Genomic DNA, 16,811 nt, shown 5'->3' on the forward strand with positions numbered 1-16,811 from the left:
GTTAGGGTGAGGGGCAAAGGCAAGGGCAGATGTGTTTCAATTCAATAAGGCGCCACCACCGGCCCCATGCCCACATAGACGGTCTTCAGCTCGGAATAATGCTCCAGCGCGGCCAGCGAATTCTCGCGGCCGAAGCCGGATTGTTTCGAGCCGCCGAAGGGGATTTCCACCGGGCAGAGATTGTAGGTGTTGATCCACAGCGTGCCCGCTTCCAGCCGGTCGACGACGCGGTGGGCGCGGGTGAGGTCGGCGGTAAAGACGCCGCCGGAAAGGCCGAATTCGCTGGCATTGGCGCGCGCGATCACCTCGTCCTCGGCGTCGAAATCGAGCACGCACATCACGGGGCCGAAGATCTCCTCGCGGGCGATGGTCATGTCGTCGGTGACATCGGCAAAGACTGTCGGCTGCACGTAATAGCCTTCGCCGGAGACATTGTTCGGAATGCCGCCACCGGCGATCAGCGTCGCGCCCTCGGCCTTGCCCTTCTCGATGTAGGAGATCACCTTTTCGCGCTGCGCCCAGGAGACCATCGGCCCCACCTGCGTCGCCTCGTCCATCGGATCGCCGATCAGCATCGCCTCGGTGCGGACCTTCAGCCGCTTGAGGAATTCGTCCTTGATCGTCTTCTGCACGAAGACGCGCGTGCCGTTCGAGCAGACCTGGCCGGTCGAATAGAAATTGCCGAGCATCGCGCCGCCGACCGCCGAATCGAGATCGGCATCGTCGAAGACAACAAGCGGCGACTTGCCGCCGAGCTCCATCGTCACGTGCTTGAGGTTGCCGGCGGCAGCGGCCGCCACCCTGCGGCCGGTCGGCACCGAGCCGGTCAGCGACACCTTGGCGACGTCGGGATGGTTGACCAGCAGCGGCCCGGTGTCGCGGTCGCCCTGGATCACGTTGAAGAGCCCCTTCGGCAGTCCCGCCTCGTGCAGGATCTCGGCGATCTTCAATGCGCCGAGCGGCGTGTTCTCCGACGGCTTGAACACCATGGCATTGCCGCAGACAAGCGCCGGCGCAGCTTTCCAGCAGGCGATCTGCTGCGGATAGTTCCAGGCGCCGATACCGACGCAGACGCCGAGCGGCACCCGCTTGGTATAGGCGAAATCCTGGCCGAGCGGGATATGCGAACCGTTGAGGCCGGCCGGCGCGATGCCGCCGAAGAATTCGAAGGCATCCGCACCCGAGGTCGGGTCGGCGACAACAGTCTCCTGGATTGGCTTGCCGGTGTCGAGCGTCTCGAGTTCGGAAAGCACCCGGTTTCTCTCGCGCATGATGTCGGCTGCCCGCTTCAGGATGCGGCCGCGCGCCATCGGGCTCATCGCCGCCCATTCCGGCTGGGCGCGCTTGGCGGCTGCGATCGCCCGTTCGACGATCGCGGGCGTTGCGGCATGCAGCCGGGCGATCACCTCGCCAGTCGCCGGATAGAGGCTCTCGATGACGGTGCCATCGGTATCCTCGACATATTCGCCGTCGATGAAGTGCGAGGCTTTCGGCTGGGCTTTCATGTCATTTGTCCCTTGGGTGGTTCGATGTGGTCGTTCCTTCTCCCTCCGGGAGAGGGGGTGGCGGTGGCGGTGGCCAAAAGCGCATTCAGATAATCTTCCGTCAGCGCGATCGAGGCTTCAATGCCGATCGGCGCCGATTTCAGACTTTGCCTGATATAGAGCCCGTCGATCATCGCCGCAGCGCCCTCGGCGATGCGTTCTGCGGCGTCAGCGGGCAACAGCACTTTCAGATCGGCCAGCAGATTGGAGCGCAGCCGCCGGGCATAGATCACCAGGAATCGGCGGGTCTCTTCCGAACGCTGCGCTTCGGCGTAAAAGGCAAGCCAGGCGGCAATTGTGCCCGGCGCGAACTGGTCGGCATGGAAGCTGACGCGGATGATGGCCGAAAGCCGGGCACGCGGCGTCCTGGCGGCCTTGAGCGCCGCCGCCGTATCGCTGCGCAATTGTCGGAGAAGCGAGCGGATCGTTTCGATCAGCAATTGCTCCTTGCTGCCGAAATAATGATGCGCCAGGGCAGGCGACACGCCGGCCTGCCGGGCGATGTCGGACATGGTGACGGTTAGCGAGCCGTGATCGCCGATCACCCGCAGCGCCGCATCGACAAGCGCTTTGCGGCGCACCCGCTCCATTCCGACCTTCGGCAACAAACCACTCCTTTGAAATCAGCAGCAGGTTATTTTTGATTGACTGATCAATCAATAAAAATCTTTCCGTTAATTTGATTCAGCGCACATCTTTCCCTGCGAGATTGCTGCAACATATTTGCAACCCTATCAGGAGGTGCGTTATGACCAGTATCTTCAATGGAATGCCCACATCCTCTCTCCAATCGAAATGGATCTGGTTCGTCGGCCTCGGCGTGTTGCTGCTCATCTGCGGTCTGATCGCGCTCAGCAATCTGATGGTCGCCACCGTCGTCTCGGTCTTTTATGTCGGCATGCTCATGCTGGCCGGCGGGGTAATCTATCTCATCCACGCCTTCCAGGTGCGCGGCTGGGATCAGGTCCTCTTCTGGGCGCTGAGCGGCGTGCTTTACGTGCTTGCCGGCATTTGCACCTTCATCAATCCCATCCTCACGTCGGCGGCCCTGACGCTCTTTCTTGCTGTCGCCCTCGTCATCGCCGGCGTCTTCCGTATCTGGGTCGGGGTGCGCATGAAGCCAGTCAAGGGCTGGGGCTGGATCGTCGCAAGCGGTATCATCACCGCACTCGCCGGCTTTGTCATCGCGCTCGGCTGGCCCGTGAACAGCCTCTGGATCCTCGGCCTGTTCCTGGCCGCCGATCTTATCGTCCAAGGCTCGACGATGATCGCCTTCGGCTTTGGCATCCGCAGTTGAGATTGTGGAGAGCGGTCGTTCTTTTTTGACAAGACCCGTTCTTTTTTGACAAGACTAGGACAGGGGATTAGACTTAAGGGATTATAGGCCGGTTCCGCGCAAGCGAACGGTCTGAGTGCGAATGCACCAAGGCACCGGCGCGATTGCCGAGAATGCTGAAAATGGTCATGCGTCCCCCAGAGGCAGGTTTCTGCCTGATCAGAAAAGGGAGGAAGTTCATGCCGATGGTCACCGTTTCCATCTCTCCGCAACAGGCAGCGGGCATCCGCGCCGCCGTCGACAATGGCGGTTATGCCTCGAGCAGCGAGGTCGTCCGCGAGGCGCTCCGCCTGTGGGATAGCACCCGCAAGCTCAATGAGTTCCGGGACGATGTTCTCGACGACGAGGGCGTTCCGTCAGGCGGCAGATGCGTCGCCGACATGTTCGCCGATCATGAGGCGGAGCGCCGTCGCTCCGCCTGAACAAGCGTTTGATTGCATTGGAAAAATTGAATAAACGCGGAGCGCGTGCAAGACCCTTGCGCGTTTCATAAAACTTTCACATTGGCGAAAGAGTTCATTGACCCTTCTGCGGCATGTTCCGGACGAAAAAGAACAAGTCACAGTGGAGATCAGCCCCAATGAAGACCGGCCGCGTGAAGACTGGGGTGTCCTTGGCTGCCACCGTCGCGCCGGATGTCCTGCGCCGCTACGCCAGTGATCAGATCGTAACCCTTGCCAAGCTCGTGGTCGAGAATGCCTTCCAGCCGATCGTCGAGGCGGGCACCGGCACGGTCTTCGGCTACGAATCCCTGATGCGCGGCCAGGATCGCATCGGCTACGAGACGCCGGTCGACATCCTCGACGAGGCTCACCAGGCCGGTCAGCTGCTGCAGCTCGAACAGATGGTCGCCAGCCGCGCTCTCGCCAAATTTTCGACGCTGTCGAATTTCTCCAACTCGACGCTGTTCCTCAATCTCGATGTCCGGCTCATCCCGCATGGCGAACACCTGGTCGAGAGCCTGCTGCAGCATCTGCGCAAGGCGAATATTCCGCCGTCTTCCGTCTGCTTCGAATTCTCCGAGCGTTTCGACAATACCAGCGTGCCGGAATTTTCCGGCCTCGTTTCCAGGCTGCGCAAGGCCGGTTTCAAGCTGGCGATCGACGATTTCGGCGTCGGTCACGGCGAGATGAAGCTGCTCTGCGATTATGCCGTCGATTATCTCAAGATCGACCGGCATTTCGTCGCCGAGATCGACCGCAGCCCGCGCAAGCGCCATCTGTTGAAAAGCATCGTCAACATTGCCCACGTGCTCGGCACGCGCGTCATCGCAGAAGGCATCGAGACCGAGGCCGAATTCATCGCCTGCCGCGAATATGGTGTCGACCTCGTCCAGGGCTGGTACATCTCCCGCCCGACGACGCATATATCGGAGCTGGCGCCGTCGTTCCCGCATCTGCAGGAACTCGGCAAGAGCAAGCGGGGCAGCCAGTCGCTCGACGAAATCCTCATCCGCAAGCAGATCGAGCTGCTGCCGACGGTCTACGAGAATGACAGCATCGACAGCGTCTTCGAACTCTTCCGCCGCAATCCACGCCAGGCCTTCTTTCCCGTCCTCAACGCCAATGACGAGCCGCGCGGCATCATCCACGAGCATCACCTCAAGGAATATATCTACCAGCCCTTCGGCCGCGATCTCTTGAAGAACAAGATGTACGAGCGCAGCATCTCGCACTTCGTCGAGATGGCGCCGATCGTCGGCCTCGACAGCGACGCCGAGCATCTGATGGCGATCTTCGCCAATATGGAAGGCAGCAACTGCCTGATCCTGACCGACAATATGCGTTATGCCGGCGTCGTCTCGGCCGCCTCGCTGATCAAGGTCATCAACGAGAAACAGCTGAAGACCGCGCAGGACCAGAACCCGCTGACCGGCCTGCCGGGCAATCGCGCCATCCGCGATTTCATGCGTCAGTCCGGCCGTGACGGCGATGAGCTCCGCCACTTCTGCTATTGCGACTTCGACAATTTCAAGCCGTTCAACGATGCCTATGGCTTCCATCTCGGCGACCATGCGATCTCGCTGTTTGCCGCGCTGATGCGCCGCTATTTCTTCGCCGAGCGCCATTTCCTCGGCCATGTCGGCGGCGACGATTTCTTCATCGGCATCGTCGGCTGGACCAAGGAGGAACTGACGGAGATCCTCGACCGGCTGATCAGCGATTTCCACGACGACGTGCGGGATTTCTATTCCGACGAGGATCGCGCCGCCGGCCGCATCCTCGGTCACGACCGCACCGGCGCCGAAGCTTTGTTCCCGCTGATGCGCTGCTCGATCGGCGTCATCGAACTGCCGGAAGGCCTCGTCATCGACGATATCAACCGCGTCAGCGCCGAAATCGCCATCATCAAGTCGGCCGCCAAGGACAGCGAGGAGGGCCTCGTCTTCCACCTGCTGGGCGAGGCGAATTGACGCCTCTGCCACATCAAGCCTTCCCAAGCCTGCGGGGCTGATTTATTTCCATTTGCATCGGATTAGGGAGGAACCGGGTCATGCCATTGCCTCAGGATATGCGTTTCGTCGATCTGCCGTCCTTCGGTGGCCCGGAGGTGATGACGATCGGCAGGCGCCCGCTTCCTGTGCCTCAAGACGGTCAGGTCCTGGTGCGCGCCGAGGCGATTGGTGTCAACCGCCCCGATATTGCTCAACGCCAGGGCAGCTATCCCGCGCCCAAGGATGCGAGCCCGATTCTCGGCCTGGAATTGTCGGGCAAAATCGTTGCCGTCGGTCCCGGCGTCCGCGGCCATGCCGTCGGCGACAAAGTCTGCGGGCTCGCCAATGGCGGCGCCTATGCCGAATATTGCCTGTTGCCGGCAGGCCAGATCCTGCCCATTCCCAAAGCCTATGACGCGGTGAAGGCGGCAGCTTTGCCTGAGACCTTCTTCACCGTCTGGGCCAACCTCTTCCAGATGGCCGGGTTGACGGAAGGCGAAACCGTGCTGATCCATGGCGGTTCCAGCGGCATCGGCACCACGGCAATCCAACTCGCCCGCGCCTTCGGCGCCGAGGTCTACGCGACGGCGGGCTCGAAGGAGAAATGCGAAGCCTGCGAAAAGCTTGGCGCCAAACGCGCGATCAACTACCGGACCGAGGATTTCGCCGAGGTGATCAAGGCCGAGACCGGCCACGGCGTCGATATCATCCTCGACATGATCGGTGCCGCCTATTTCGAGCGCAACATCGCCTCGCTGGCCAAGGACGGCTGCCTGTCGATCATCGCCTTCCTCGGTGGCGCCGTCGCCGAAAAGGTCAATCTCTCGCCGATCATGGTCAAGCGCCTGACGGTCACCGGCTCCACCATGCGGCCGCGCACGGCGGAAGAAAAACGCGCCATCCGCGACGACCTGCTCTCGGAGGTTTGGCCGCTGCTCGCAGCCGGCACCGTCGCCCCCGTCATCCACAAGGTCTTTGCCTTCGAAGAGGTCGTCGAAGCCCATCGGCTGCTGGAAGAGGGCAGCCATGTCGGCAAGGTCATGCTGCGCGTCGGCTAGAGCAATTCCAGCAAAAGTGTGCAGCGGTTTTGCCAGGCAAAGCGCGAAGCGCTTTTGCCGGGAATTGCGAAGAAACAAAGAGCAATTCCAGCAAAAGTGTGCAGCGGTTTTGCCAGGCAAAGCGCGAAGCGCTTTTGCCGGGAATTGCGCCAAAACAAAGAGATAGGGCGCTCTTAGTGCGTCCTATCGGATGCGCGGGACGGTAATGTCAGCGACACGCCGACGGCGAGAACACCGGGCAGCGCCATCAGCAGATAGAGCCAGTGCGCTGCCGACAGCGCGCCTGATATGCCGCCGGGATGAACGAGGCCGGCGCCATTGGCGATGACGCCGGCAAAGGCGGCCCCGAACGCCCCTCCGAGCGAACTCATTGTCGGGATCGCGGCAGAAGCCTTGTCCTTCTCGTTGTCGGCGACGAGCCTCAAAACCATGGCGACGAGATGCGCCCAGCCGAGACCGATGCCGAAGCCCATCATGAACATGCCGATCGCCGCCGGCACGATGAGGAGCATATGCCCCTCGGGATTGTCCTTGGCGAGGAAGACGGCGAGGCAAGCGGTCGCCGCCGCTTCGATGAGGGCGCCGATGACGATTGCCCAATAGGCTCGGCCGCCGGTCCACGAGCCGCTGAGGAAGGCCGCGAAGGTCCAGCCGAGGGCGACGAGCGCCACGAGATAACCCGAGACGATCGCCGGCACCCCATGCAAGGTTTGCAGAAAATAGGGAATGAAGACGTCGCTGACGAGAACGACAGTGACGGCGAGCATCGCCAGGTAGACCCGTGAAATCGGCTGGGAAAGGCTGACGGCGCCGGAGGGCAGCAGCCGGTTCGGGCTTCGGCCCTCGATGACGATCATGCCGGCGACCGCGACGACCGAGGCCGCGATCAAAGCGATTTTCGCGCCCGTCGTCTCGATCGCGCCGGCCGCACTCACCATCAGCACGGCGGCAAGCAGCAGTCCGATCTGGGCAACCGGGGTTTTCTCCTGCTCGCGGTCGTCCTCGACCTCGGGCAGAAGCCGAGGCGCCAAGACCGCCATCAGCAGGCCGAGCGGCACGAGCACGATGAAAGCATAGCGCCAGGCGTGGCCCGAAGAAAAGAAGCCGCCGAGCGTCGGCCCGATGACAGTCGAGACCCCCCAGATCGCGGCGTAGAGCGTCGAGGCCTTCGGCCACAGCGGCTCGGGATAGACGAAGCGGATGAAGGCATAGCCGAGCGCTGCAAGCGCGCCTGTTCCGAGACCCTGCACGGCACGTCCGATCAGCACCACCGGCATCGACGGTGCGGCCGCGGCAATCAGGCTGCCGACGCCGAAGACCAGTGCCGCGATCACATAGACGGATCGAAGCCCGATGCCGCGCGGCCGCATGGCGACGAAGATCGAGCCGAGCACGGCGGCGGCGACGAACAGGCTGGTGACCCAGGAAAACAGCGCGAGGCCGCCGATATCGCGCACGATCGAAGGCGCGATCGTCGCCATGATGTAACTCTCCACCGCATAAAGCGTCACGCCGCCGGCCAGCATCAATGTTGCCGGCAAGTGCTCGGGCAGGAAGAGGCGGAAGACGGAACTGGCGCTGGGGATGCTTGCTGTCTGGTCGATATTCGACATGGGAGGACCCGGAGATTTTTTGCTGGCGACGGATTATTTTCCAAGTTATAAATTGGAAAATTACACGCCGTCTCGAATTAAACAAGACTTGACTTGGAAAATATGCGCCAGTCCCCAGCCAACCGGATCCTGATCCTGATAAAGACCGACGGGCCGCAGCTCGCCGTTGCGATCGGCGATGCACTCGGCATTTCGGGTGAGGCCGCCCGCCAGCAACTGTCGAAGATGGCGGAGGAGGGGCTGGTGGAGCCGGTCACCCTTGCCGCCGCGGGCCGCGGCCGGCCGCGCCAGCTCTGGCACCTTACAACGAGCGGCAATCGCCAGTTTCCCGACGGCCATGCCGAACTGACGGCAAACCTCCTCGGCACGCTCGTCGAACAGCTCGGCCCCGCAGCCCTCGATACCGTCATTTCCGCCCGCGAGGCCGAGACGCTGAAGCGTTATCGGGAGGAACTCAGCCAGGCGCATGACCTTGCCGCACGCGTCGAGGCCCTTGCCGGCATCCGCACCCGCGAGGGTTATATGGCCGATTGTTGGGCGGAGGCGGACGGCGCCTTCATGCTGGTCGAAAATCATTGCCCGATCTGCGCCGCCGCCACCGCCTGCGCCGGCTTCTGCCGCTCCGAACTCGAAACCTTCCGCGCCGTCCTCGGCGCCGAGGTCGAGCGCAGCGAACACATCCTCCTCGGCGCCCGCCGCTGCGCCTACCGCGTCACGCCGCGTTGACGCCTGTCGATCGGAACGTCGTGGTTCAAGCCAGTTGCCGCGCCTGCCGCCGGCCGCTTTCGAGATAGAGCAGCACTCCGATCGATGCGAGACCCGCGGCCGCGCCGACGAAGGCGGTGCCGGAATAATCGGTGATCGCGGTGCCGAAGGCGAAGAGGCCGGCGCTGACGCCAACGCCAATGAACGTGTTCAGCGAGATCAGCGAGGTTCCGAGCCCCGGCCGGTCCGCAATCAGATCCTGCAGATAGGTGATCGGCACGCTGAGGATTGCTGCCGCCCCGCAGGCATTGAAGAGGAGGAGTGCGTAGACGTGCCAGGGTGCGAAAGCAAAGCCGAGCAGCAGCAGATAGACGCAATAGATCAGCGCGCCGAAGGCAAGCACATGCGCGCTTCGGAAGCGGCGCTGCGCAAAGCCCCACATCATCATGAACGGCATCTCGAGCAAGGCCGTCAAGCCTGCCACGAAGCCGACATCGACCACGGTGCCGCCGGCCGCATGGGTGATGATCAGCGGCAGGAGCATGGCGTTCAGCCGCTGCAGCCCGAACAGCATCGCCATGACGATGACGCGCGACAGCACATGCGGCACGAAAATCCGTTTCAGCGAAGCAAGGAAGCCGACTGGATCGGGGGCAGGGCCGCCTGAGCCATTTCCGGGTGCGAAGAAGAAATACAGGCAGAAGCAGGTGCAGCTTGCCAAGGCCGCGATCCCATAGGCCGGCGTCATCGACGGCGAACTGACGAGATAGAGGCCGATCAACCCCGGCGCCAGCGCCCATGAGCCGGAAAAGAGTGCCCGCACCGTTGCGGTGATCGCCGCCCCCTGGCCACGGTCCATCTGGTTGGTCCTGGCGCGCAGGCTGGCGAACAGCAGCGAATAGGTAGAATTGCTCATCGGCACCAGCAACAGCGTGGAGAAGATGAAGACCATGGGGCTATGAAAGATCGCGATCGACCCGAAGCCGAGCATGCCGGCGACGGAAAGCCCCAGCACCAGCGGCCGGCGCTCTTTCAGCCTGTCCGACCAGATGCCGAGCGTCAGGCTCGTCGTGACGTTGACGATCGAAGAGAAAAACACCAGCGCCGAATAGGCGCCGTTGCTCAGGCCGAGTTCGTTGATCCCGATGATCGACTGGTAGGGCGCGGTCGACGCATAGGTGAAGGCGAGCGCGACGAGGGTCACGGTTGGGATGCGGATCCTGTTGTCGCGAAGGATCAAGGAAAAGGTGGATGGCATGGGGAGCGGTTCCTGATGCACCACTCTTAGTCGCATCGGACCCATCAGAGAAACGATAGTTTTCGATCGCCTCGGTCAATTTATGTGATGAATATTTGGACGATGTGATCGCCGAACGAGCTCCGCAAAGCATGAGGATTATTTGCAGCCCTCATCCGGCTGGCCGCCACCTTTTCCGCGCCTGCGGGGCGAAGGGATATGCCGCACCCGTTTCCTCAATCTTTGACGTTCCGTTTGGCAGGTCCCCTCGCCCCGTTTACGGGGAGAGGGTTAGGGTGAGGGGCAGTCTAAACCCCGTTGGCTTTCGCCGCGTGACGCGTTATGGACTGCGCTATCCCGCCAGCATCCGGATAAAAGCTCATGACCAATCCCGTCACCGTCGAAGTCACCCGCGGCCTGCTCGTCGAAAGTCGCCATCGCGGCGCGGTGGCTGTGGTCGATGGCGATGGCAAGCTTGTCTTCTCGTTGGGCGATGTCGAAGCTGCGGTCTTCCCGCGCTCGTCCTGCAAGGCGATGCAGGCGCTGCCGCTGGTCGAGAGTGGTGCTGCCGATGCCTATGGCTTCGGTGACAAGGAATTGGCGCTGGCCTGCGCCTCGCATAATGGCGAGGAGGAGCATGTGGCGCTTGCCCGCTCCATGCTGTCGCGCGCCGGCCGCGATGCGCAAGCGCTGGAATGCGGCGCCCACTGGTCCATGAGCCAGAAGATCCTGATCCAGCAGGCGCGCATGCTCGATGCGCCAACCGCGCTGCACAACAATTGCTCGGGAAAACATGCCGGTTTCATCTGCGCCTGCTGCCATCAGGACCTCGATCCGAAGGGCTATGTCGGCTATCAGCACCCGCTGCAGGTCGAGATCCGCGCGGCGATGGAAAGCCTGACCGGAACCGTGATTGGCGCCGATAGCTGCGGCACCGACGGCTGCTCGATTCCGACCTATGCCGTGCCGCTTCGCAGCCTGGCCCACGGTTTTGCCAAAATGGCGACCGGCACCGGCCTCGATCCCTTGCGCGCCAAGGCATCCCGCCGGCTGATCGAGGCCTGCATGGCCGAACCCTTCTATGTCGCCGGCTCCGGCCGCGCCTGCACGGCGCTGATGCAGATCGCCCCCGGCCGCATCTTCTGCAAGACAGGCGCCGAAGGCGTCTTCTGCGCCGCGATCCCGGAAAAGGGCATCGCCATCGCCCTCAAATGCGAGGATGGCATGACCCGCGCCGCCGAGGCCATGGTGGCGGCGACCCTCGCCCGCTTCTTCGAGACGGAGAGCGAGGTGCATGCGGCGCTGATCGCCTATGCCGCAACGCCGATGCGCAATTGGAACGGCATCCATGTCGGCGATGTCAGGGTCACCTCCGCCTTTGCCGGGTGAGTGCGAGTTTGCATATAAGTTATTAAAAAATAAGAATTGCCTAATATAAAAGGGTACGTCCTGCGATCGCGGATGCACCCTTTCGCGGCGACGTGAGCACAGTCCTGGAAGCCGTGAGGGCAGGGCATGTTTGCAGGCCGCTATCTCTGGTGGATGCTGATGGGGATCGGCATCTTCATGTTCGCCGCGCTGAGCCTCGATTATATCACCTGGCTCACGATCCAACTGTCCGGCTGCGGCGATATGGCCGGCGCCTGCGAACCGACCCTCCGGCTGATATCGAGCGTGCTCAAGCCCGCCTGCATCTGGACCGCGATCGGCATGCTCTTCATGACGACGCTGCTCCGTCTTCACACTCTCTCGCTCATCTGGTTCTGGGGACCGGTCGTCGCCGCCTGGTTCGTCGCCTCTATGCCGATCCTCCTCTTCCTGGCAGCGGATGCGGCGGCTCTGACGCGGCCCGCCACCCTGGCCGCGCTGCCCGTCGCCTTGCTGTTTCTGGTGGCCTTCATCGCCTATCTCATGCTTGCCCTGGAGGAAAGCGACACGCTGCCGCTTGCAGCCTCGGTGCCCTTGCGCTTCACACTCCGCCTAACGGCGGTCTACGGCGCACTTGCTGGCGCAGCCTTCATGCCGGAACTGTCGCGGGTCGGCGGGACCCTGCTCGATATGCCGGCACTTTCCGTCCTCATCGCGGTGGCGCAGCCATATCTGCAGACGGCGCTTACCCTTGGAACCGGCAGCATGGCGCCGGCCTATGCCGTGCTCGCAGCCTTCATCGCGGCCCTTGCCGCAAGCCTCTTGCCGCATGCCGCGCCGCAGCCCTCCCGCAGCGCCATCATGCTGCGACGACTGCGCCGTTGAGATCGCGATAGGGTTTCAACTGTTCGGCCGTCATCTCCATGGGCACAATCAGCCCCGCCACTTCGGAAATGCCGAGCACCGGGCAGGGCGAGACGAGGTCGAACTTCTCCTCGGTCAGCAGCACATGCGTTTCAGCCGCGCAGCGGGCGATGTGTCGCTTGATCGCCGCTTCCTCGAAATCGCCGGTAGAAAGCCCGTGCACCGGATGCGCGGCCGTCACCCCGAGGAAGAAGAGATCGGGGCGAAGCTGCGAGATCGCCGCCATCGCCGCTGCCCCCGTCGCCACCATCGAATGTTTGTAGAGCCGTCCGCCGGTGAGGATCACCTCGGCTGTCGGGTGGTGTTCGAGTTCGGCGGCGATGGTCGGGCTGTGGGTCGCAACCGTCAGCGGCATGTCGCGCGGCAAGTGCCTGGCGATCTCCGCCGTCGTCGTGCCGCCGTCGAGGAAGATCATCTGTCCCGGCCTGATCATCGCCACCGCCGCTACTCCGAGCCGCGCCTTGATCTGCGACGAGACGCTGCGCCGCGCGGTGAAATCAGGCAGGTCTGGCGCCAGCGGCATCGCCCCGCCATGCACCCGTTTCAGCAGCCCCTCCGCCGCCATTTCCCTGAGGTCGCGGCGGATCGTGTCTTCCGAAAGCGAAAAGTCCTCGGCGACGCGCTTGGCGACCACCTGGCCGTCACGGCGCAGAATGTCGAGAATGAGGGCCTTACGTTGTGTTGTCAGCATCGGCTTCCTGCACGAAATTAAACATAATAGCCGAATATTGCACGAAATGACTCGACATTCAAGAAATATCGTGCATTTTCACGAGGTCTCGTGCATGAAGCCGGGAAATGCTCACGCATAATGCGGAGCGAAGGAGTGGATCATGTTGATTTTGATTGCCGGGCCTTATCGGTCCGGAACGGGCGACGACCCGGAAAAGATGGCCGCCAACCTGAAGCGGCTGGAAGCGCCTTCGCACGCGCTGTTTGAAGCCGGCCATGTGCCGATGATCGGCGAATGGGTGGCCCTGCCGATCTGGCACGCCGCCGGCGGCCGGTCGGTCGGCGATGCGCTCTACGAAGAGATCTTCCACCCGGTCGCCGGCCGGCTGCTGCAGCTCTGCGAGGGCGTGCTACGCCTGCCCGGCGATTCCAAGGGAGCGGACAACGACGTCCGCATCGCCAGGGAACGCGGCATTCCGGTCTGGCACAGGCTGGAGGATGTACCGGGCTGCGGCTGAGCGGGTTTTTGGCCTCGTCAGACGTGAGAGCGTCGCGGCAGAGTGTATTCGCTCCCTTGGTAGACAAGACAAGCTCGGGCGCAAGAGCTGCCCCTCACCCTAACCCTCTCCCCGTAAAAACGGGGCGAGGGGACGTGCCAAACGGAGGGTAGAGATGGAGGAAGGCGGCTCGGCATGTCCCTTCTCCCCGCCTGCGGGGAGAAGGTGGCGGCAGCCGGATGCCAGGCACGGCACATCGGTCATTGCCCTCGCACCCATCCTTTCCTTGATGGCTCCGGAGAGGAGAAGCAAAACCCAATCCCACCAGTTCCGACCCGCACACCGCTACGCTATAACCCTTCCGGAAAGGGAGTCGAGAACCATGCTGACATTGTACTACGCGCCCGGAACCTGCGCGCTCGCAAGCCTTATTGCCCTGGAAGAATCCGGCCTGGCCTTCGAAGTCAGGAAGATCAGCCTCCGCGACGGCGAACAGCGCTCGCCGGACTATCTGAAGATTAACCCGAAGGGCCGGGTGCCGGCACTGGTCACCGATTATGGCGTGTTGACCGAAACGCCGGCGATCCTTACCTATATCGCCCAGAGTGCGCCGGCCGCCAAGCTGGCGCCGCTCGACGATGCTTTCGAATTTGCCAGGCTCCAGTCCTTCAACAGCTATATCTGCTCGACCGTGCACGTTAACCATGCCCATCGCCCGCGCGGTTCGCGCTGGGCCGACGAGCCGGCGGCAATCGAGGCGATGAAGGCCAAGGTGCCGCAGAATATGGCCGACTGTTTTACGCTGATCGAGCAGACGATGTTCAAAGGCCCATGGGTGATGGGCGAAGCCTATTCGCTCGCCGATCCCTACCTCTTCGTCATGACCGACTGGCTGCCGTCGGACGGCGTCGATCCCGCCCGCTTCGAAAAGGCGAGCGACCACCACGCCCGCATGCTGCTGCGTCCCGCCGTCCAGCGGGCACTGGCCTACGACCGGGCTTGATCCTTAAATCCGGCGGCAAGTTTTTTCGGCGCCCGGAACAGCCAGGCGCCGATCAGCCGCAGCCGCAATTCCTCGTCGCCGATCACGGCGGCGCGCACCGGTAGATGCGGCCAGCCGACATAATGATCGGTTTGAAAATAGACGTCGGGCGCCATCTCCAGCAGGTGCTCCTTGTCGTCGAGCGAAATCGAGATCACGATCGTCTCGGCATTCTTCACCGCCACAAAACTCTTGCCGCCGACCTTCAGCGCCGGATTGCCGTAGGAGGTGCTCTCCTCGACATCGGGCAGCCCGGCTTCCGCCGTCAGCCGCTTCAGGCGTTGGAAGATTGCATCGACGTCGTCGGCCATTGCTCCGCCCTTTCTGCCAGGGCGAACCTACCATATCTTCAGGCGCATTTCGCCAACGGCGGCTTGGCCTCGTTGGGAAAGCCGGCCGGCATCCCCAGCGGCAGATCGGCGATTTCGCGCATCGACATGCGCTCGACCGCGGGATGCCGCAGCGGATCGTCCTTCCAGGCGGGAGCATCTGCAATTTCCGCACTGCCCAGATGAAGGACGGGACTCAAGAAAAACTTCAGCAACGACATGGCATGCCTCGCTTTCTTCCGTGGCGCGGATGTGATCGCCCAGCGGCTCTCTGCCTCCGAGCCATCCTATCTGGCCGACACTCTGCGTTCGAATGGATTGCCTATGCTTGCAATGTCGGCCTCAACAACCGGATTTTCAATTGAGAATAACGCTGAGGCGGTATAGAAAAGCTATATGAAGAACCTGAATATGGTCCATCTCAACGGCCTCCGGGCGCTGGAAGCCGTCGGCTGTCTCGGCTCGCTGCAGGCCGCCGCCGACGAGCTTGGCGTCTCGGTCGGCGCCGTCAGCCAGCAGGTCATCAAGGCCGAAGCCCAGCTCGGTCAGGTGATCTTCGAGCGCACCGCCAGGGGCATGGTTGCCACCGAAGCCGGCCGGCCGGTGCTGCTCGCGCTCGACGAGGGTTTTGCCCGTCTTTCGGCGGCGGTGTCGATCGCCAGCCGCAAGGACGATACGATCCTGACGATCTCGGTGGCGCCGGTTTTCGCCGCCCGCTGGCTCGTCCATCGGCTCGATCGCTTCGCCGAGCGTTATCCCGACATCAAGCTGCGGCTGGATGCAACCACCAATCTCGTCAATCCGGCGCTATGCGACGTCGATATCGGCATCCGTGTCGGCAACGGCAAGTGGCCTGACGTGAAGGCCGAACTGTTGCTGGCACAGGAGGTCTTTCCCGTCTGCTCCCCCGAGATGGCGGCGAATCTGAAGGAACCCGCCGATATCCTCGCACTGCCTGCCATCATCGATGGCCGCGCGATGTTCACCTGGGAGGTCTGGATGCGCGCGGCCGGACTATCCGGCGCCACCCTTCCGACCCGCCACGTCTTCAACGACGCCTCGCTCTGCCTCGATGCGGCGATCGCCGGCCAGGGCGTCATGCTGGCCTGGCAGACCCTTGCCGCCTTTGCGCTTGCCGAAGGCCGGCTGACCGCCCCTTTCGGCATTCGTGCGCAGACCGGCTTCGGCCATTACTTCGTCACCGCCGAAGGCACGCGCGAGCCCAAGAAAGTGAGGGATTTCAAGGCCTGGATCCGCGAGGAAATGGCCGGCACACTGGCTCTCTTCCGGTAGTCCTCACACCTCGATCGGTTCCTTGGCCCGTGCTGCCTGCATCGCCTTATAGGCCGGGCGGGACTGGCAGCGCTCGATCCAGGCTTTGATATTCGGATGCGCTTGGAAAAGCGCCTCTTCGGTCTGGGCGTAGCGCAGCACCTCGGCGAGGTTGAGATCGGCGACGGTGAAGCGGTCGCCGACGATCCATTGCCGGCCGGCAAGGTGGTTTTCGAGAACCGCCAGCGGCCTGCGCAGCGACCGGCAGGAAACCGCGATCGTCTGCTGGCCGCCTTCGCTGTTTTCGAGCCCGTTATCATAAGTGAGCACGATCTTCACCGTAAGCGGCTCGACCTGCGAAGCCGCCCAGACCGTCCACATCGTCAGCAATCCGTCTTCTTCGACGGTTTGGCCGGAAAGCGGTCCGCCATGTTTACGGGCGAGGTAAAGATTGATCGCCAGCGACTCGTGCATGACGAAGTTGCCGTCCCTGATGCTGGGGATCTGCGCCATCGGATTGACGGCGATGAAATCTGGCGAATGCGTATTGAGGGGCGCCTCCGCTGAGAGCGGTTCTGCCAGCCGCCTTGCCTGCAGCACGGGCACCGACTGGAATGCGAGCCCGAGCTCCTCCGCCATCCAGTAGACGCGAGACGCACGCGATCGATAGACCCCGTAGATTGTCAGCATGAACGATATCCCCTCGATGTTATCCCGAGGGACCGTAGATGCCGTACCGATCCTGGAAAAGTCCTTGTTGCTGATGGGACGATGAAAGCT

General features: G+C 62.7%; 18 protein-coding genes. 10 read left to right on the forward strand and 8 right to left on the reverse strand.

Features of this window, described 5'->3' with window-relative positions:
* Positions 1 to 41: 41 nt before the first annotated feature.
* Positions 42 to 1,505: a betaine-aldehyde dehydrogenase gene (betB, locus tag RL_RS06630; RefSeq protein WP_011650992.1), complete on the reverse strand. Its 1,464-nt coding sequence runs from the start codon at positions 1,503 to 1,505 to the stop codon at positions 42 to 44.
* The gene (gene betI / locus RL_RS06635) at positions 1,502 to 2,149 is read right to left on the reverse strand and encodes a transcriptional regulator BetI (RefSeq protein ID WP_041936227.1); all 648 of its coding nucleotides are present in this window, start codon (positions 2,147 to 2,149) and stop codon (positions 1,502 to 1,504) included. Before betI ends, betB begins: the two co-directional genes overlap by 4 nt.
* Positions 2,150 to 2,292: 143 nt before the next feature.
* Here betI and RL_RS06640 point away from each other — a divergent pair, with 143 nt between their 5' ends.
* From RL_RS06640 to RL_RS06655, 4 genes are all read left to right on the forward strand, one after another.
* Positions 2,293 to 2,841, forward strand: a complete 549-nt coding sequence (locus RL_RS06640; RefSeq protein WP_011650994.1) for an HdeD family acid-resistance protein — start codon at positions 2,293 to 2,295, stop codon at positions 2,839 to 2,841.
* Between the two features lie 218 nt (positions 2,842 to 3,059).
* The gene (locus RL_RS06645) at positions 3,060 to 3,302 is read left to right on the forward strand and encodes a ribbon-helix-helix domain-containing protein (protein WP_003546415.1); all 243 of its coding nucleotides are present in this window, start codon (positions 3,060 to 3,062) and stop codon (positions 3,300 to 3,302) included.
* A 113-nt stretch (positions 3,303 to 3,415) separates the two neighbouring features.
* Positions 3,416 to 5,293 carry a bifunctional diguanylate cyclase/phosphodiesterase gene (locus RL_RS06650; protein ID WP_011650995.1) on the forward strand — a complete coding sequence of 626 codons (1,878 nt, stop codon included), beginning with the start codon at positions 3,416 to 3,418 and terminating at the stop codon, positions 5,291 to 5,293.
* 80 nt (positions 5,294 to 5,373) lie between these two features.
* Positions 5,374 to 6,372, forward strand: a complete 999-nt coding sequence (locus RL_RS06655) for an NAD(P)H-quinone oxidoreductase (protein WP_011650996.1) — start codon at positions 5,374 to 5,376, stop codon at positions 6,370 to 6,372.
* A gap of 173 nt (positions 6,373 to 6,545) precedes the next feature.
* Here RL_RS06655 and RL_RS06660 read toward each other — a convergent pair whose 3' ends face one another.
* On the reverse strand, positions 6,546 to 7,985 hold the full coding sequence (locus RL_RS06660; RefSeq protein WP_041936228.1) for an MFS transporter: 1,440 nt from the start codon (positions 7,983 to 7,985) through the stop codon (positions 6,546 to 6,548).
* 102 nt (positions 7,986 to 8,087) lie between these two features.
* Between RL_RS06660 and RL_RS06665 the strand changes: the two genes are divergently transcribed.
* Positions 8,088 to 8,711, forward strand: coding sequence for a helix-turn-helix transcriptional regulator (locus tag RL_RS06665; RefSeq protein ID WP_041936229.1), 624 nt, complete (start codon positions 8,088 to 8,090; stop codon positions 8,709 to 8,711).
* A gap of 25 nt (positions 8,712 to 8,736) precedes the next feature.
* Here the strand turns inward: RL_RS06665 and RL_RS06670 are convergent, their stop codons facing one another.
* Entirely contained in the window at positions 8,737 to 9,948 is a 1,212-nt protein-coding gene (locus tag RL_RS06670) for an MFS transporter (protein WP_011650999.1), read from the reverse strand.
* 360 nt (positions 9,949 to 10,308) lie between these two features.
* Between RL_RS06670 and RL_RS06675 the strand changes: the two genes are divergently transcribed.
* Positions 10,309 to 11,316 carry an asparaginase gene (locus tag RL_RS06675; RefSeq protein WP_011651000.1) on the forward strand — a complete coding sequence of 336 codons (1,008 nt, stop codon included), beginning with the start codon at positions 10,309 to 10,311 and terminating at the stop codon, positions 11,314 to 11,316.
* A 126-nt stretch (positions 11,317 to 11,442) separates the two neighbouring features.
* Positions 11,443 to 12,180, forward strand: coding sequence for a hypothetical protein (locus RL_RS06680; protein ID WP_011651001.1), 738 nt, complete (start codon positions 11,443 to 11,445; stop codon positions 12,178 to 12,180).
* On the opposite strand, the gene RL_RS06685 is transcribed toward RL_RS06680, so the two are convergent.
* Complete coding sequence (locus tag RL_RS06685) at positions 12,155 to 12,910, reverse strand: DeoR/GlpR family DNA-binding transcription regulator (RefSeq protein WP_011651002.1); 756 nt, start codon at positions 12,908 to 12,910, stop codon at positions 12,155 to 12,157. The two genes, RL_RS06680 and RL_RS06685, sit on opposite strands and share 26 nt — an antisense overlap.
* Before the next feature lie 142 nt (positions 12,911 to 13,052).
* Here RL_RS06685 and RL_RS06690 point away from each other — a divergent pair, with 142 nt between their 5' ends.
* Entirely contained in the window at positions 13,053 to 13,409 is a 357-nt protein-coding gene (locus RL_RS06690) for a hypothetical protein (RefSeq protein ID WP_003546432.1), read from the forward strand.
* Positions 13,410 to 13,770: 361 nt separating this feature from the next.
* Positions 13,771 to 14,391: a glutathione S-transferase family protein gene (locus RL_RS06695; RefSeq protein ID WP_011651003.1), complete on the forward strand. Its 621-nt coding sequence runs from the start codon at positions 13,771 to 13,773 to the stop codon at positions 14,389 to 14,391.
* On the opposite strand, the gene RL_RS06700 is transcribed toward RL_RS06695, so the two are convergent.
* Both RL_RS06700 and RL_RS06705 read right to left on the reverse strand, forming a co-directional pair.
* Complete coding sequence (locus RL_RS06700) at positions 14,376 to 14,741, reverse strand: MmcQ/YjbR family DNA-binding protein (protein WP_011651004.1); 366 nt, start codon at positions 14,739 to 14,741, stop codon at positions 14,376 to 14,378. The two genes, RL_RS06695 and RL_RS06700, sit on opposite strands and share 16 nt — an antisense overlap.
* Before the next feature lie 38 nt (positions 14,742 to 14,779).
* Entirely contained in the window at positions 14,780 to 14,980 is a 201-nt protein-coding gene (locus tag RL_RS06705) for a hypothetical protein (protein ID WP_011651005.1), read from the reverse strand.
* A gap of 175 nt (positions 14,981 to 15,155) precedes the next feature.
* Between RL_RS06705 and RL_RS06710 the strand changes: the two genes are divergently transcribed.
* A complete protein-coding gene (locus RL_RS06710; protein WP_011651006.1) occupies positions 15,156 to 16,052 on the forward strand; it encodes a LysR substrate-binding domain-containing protein in 897 nt (298 codons plus the stop codon).
* A gap of 3 nt (positions 16,053 to 16,055) precedes the next feature.
* On the opposite strand, the gene RL_RS06715 is transcribed toward RL_RS06710, so the two are convergent.
* A complete protein-coding gene (locus RL_RS06715; protein WP_011651007.1) occupies positions 16,056 to 16,721 on the reverse strand; it encodes a glutathione S-transferase family protein in 666 nt (221 codons plus the stop codon).
* Between the last annotated feature and the right edge of the window lie 90 nt (positions 16,722 to 16,811).

The sequence above is a fragment of the Rhizobium johnstonii 3841 genome, assembly GCF_000009265.1.
In the GTDB taxonomy this organism is placed as follows: Bacteria; Pseudomonadota; Alphaproteobacteria; order Rhizobiales; family Rhizobiaceae; genus Rhizobium; species Rhizobium acaciae.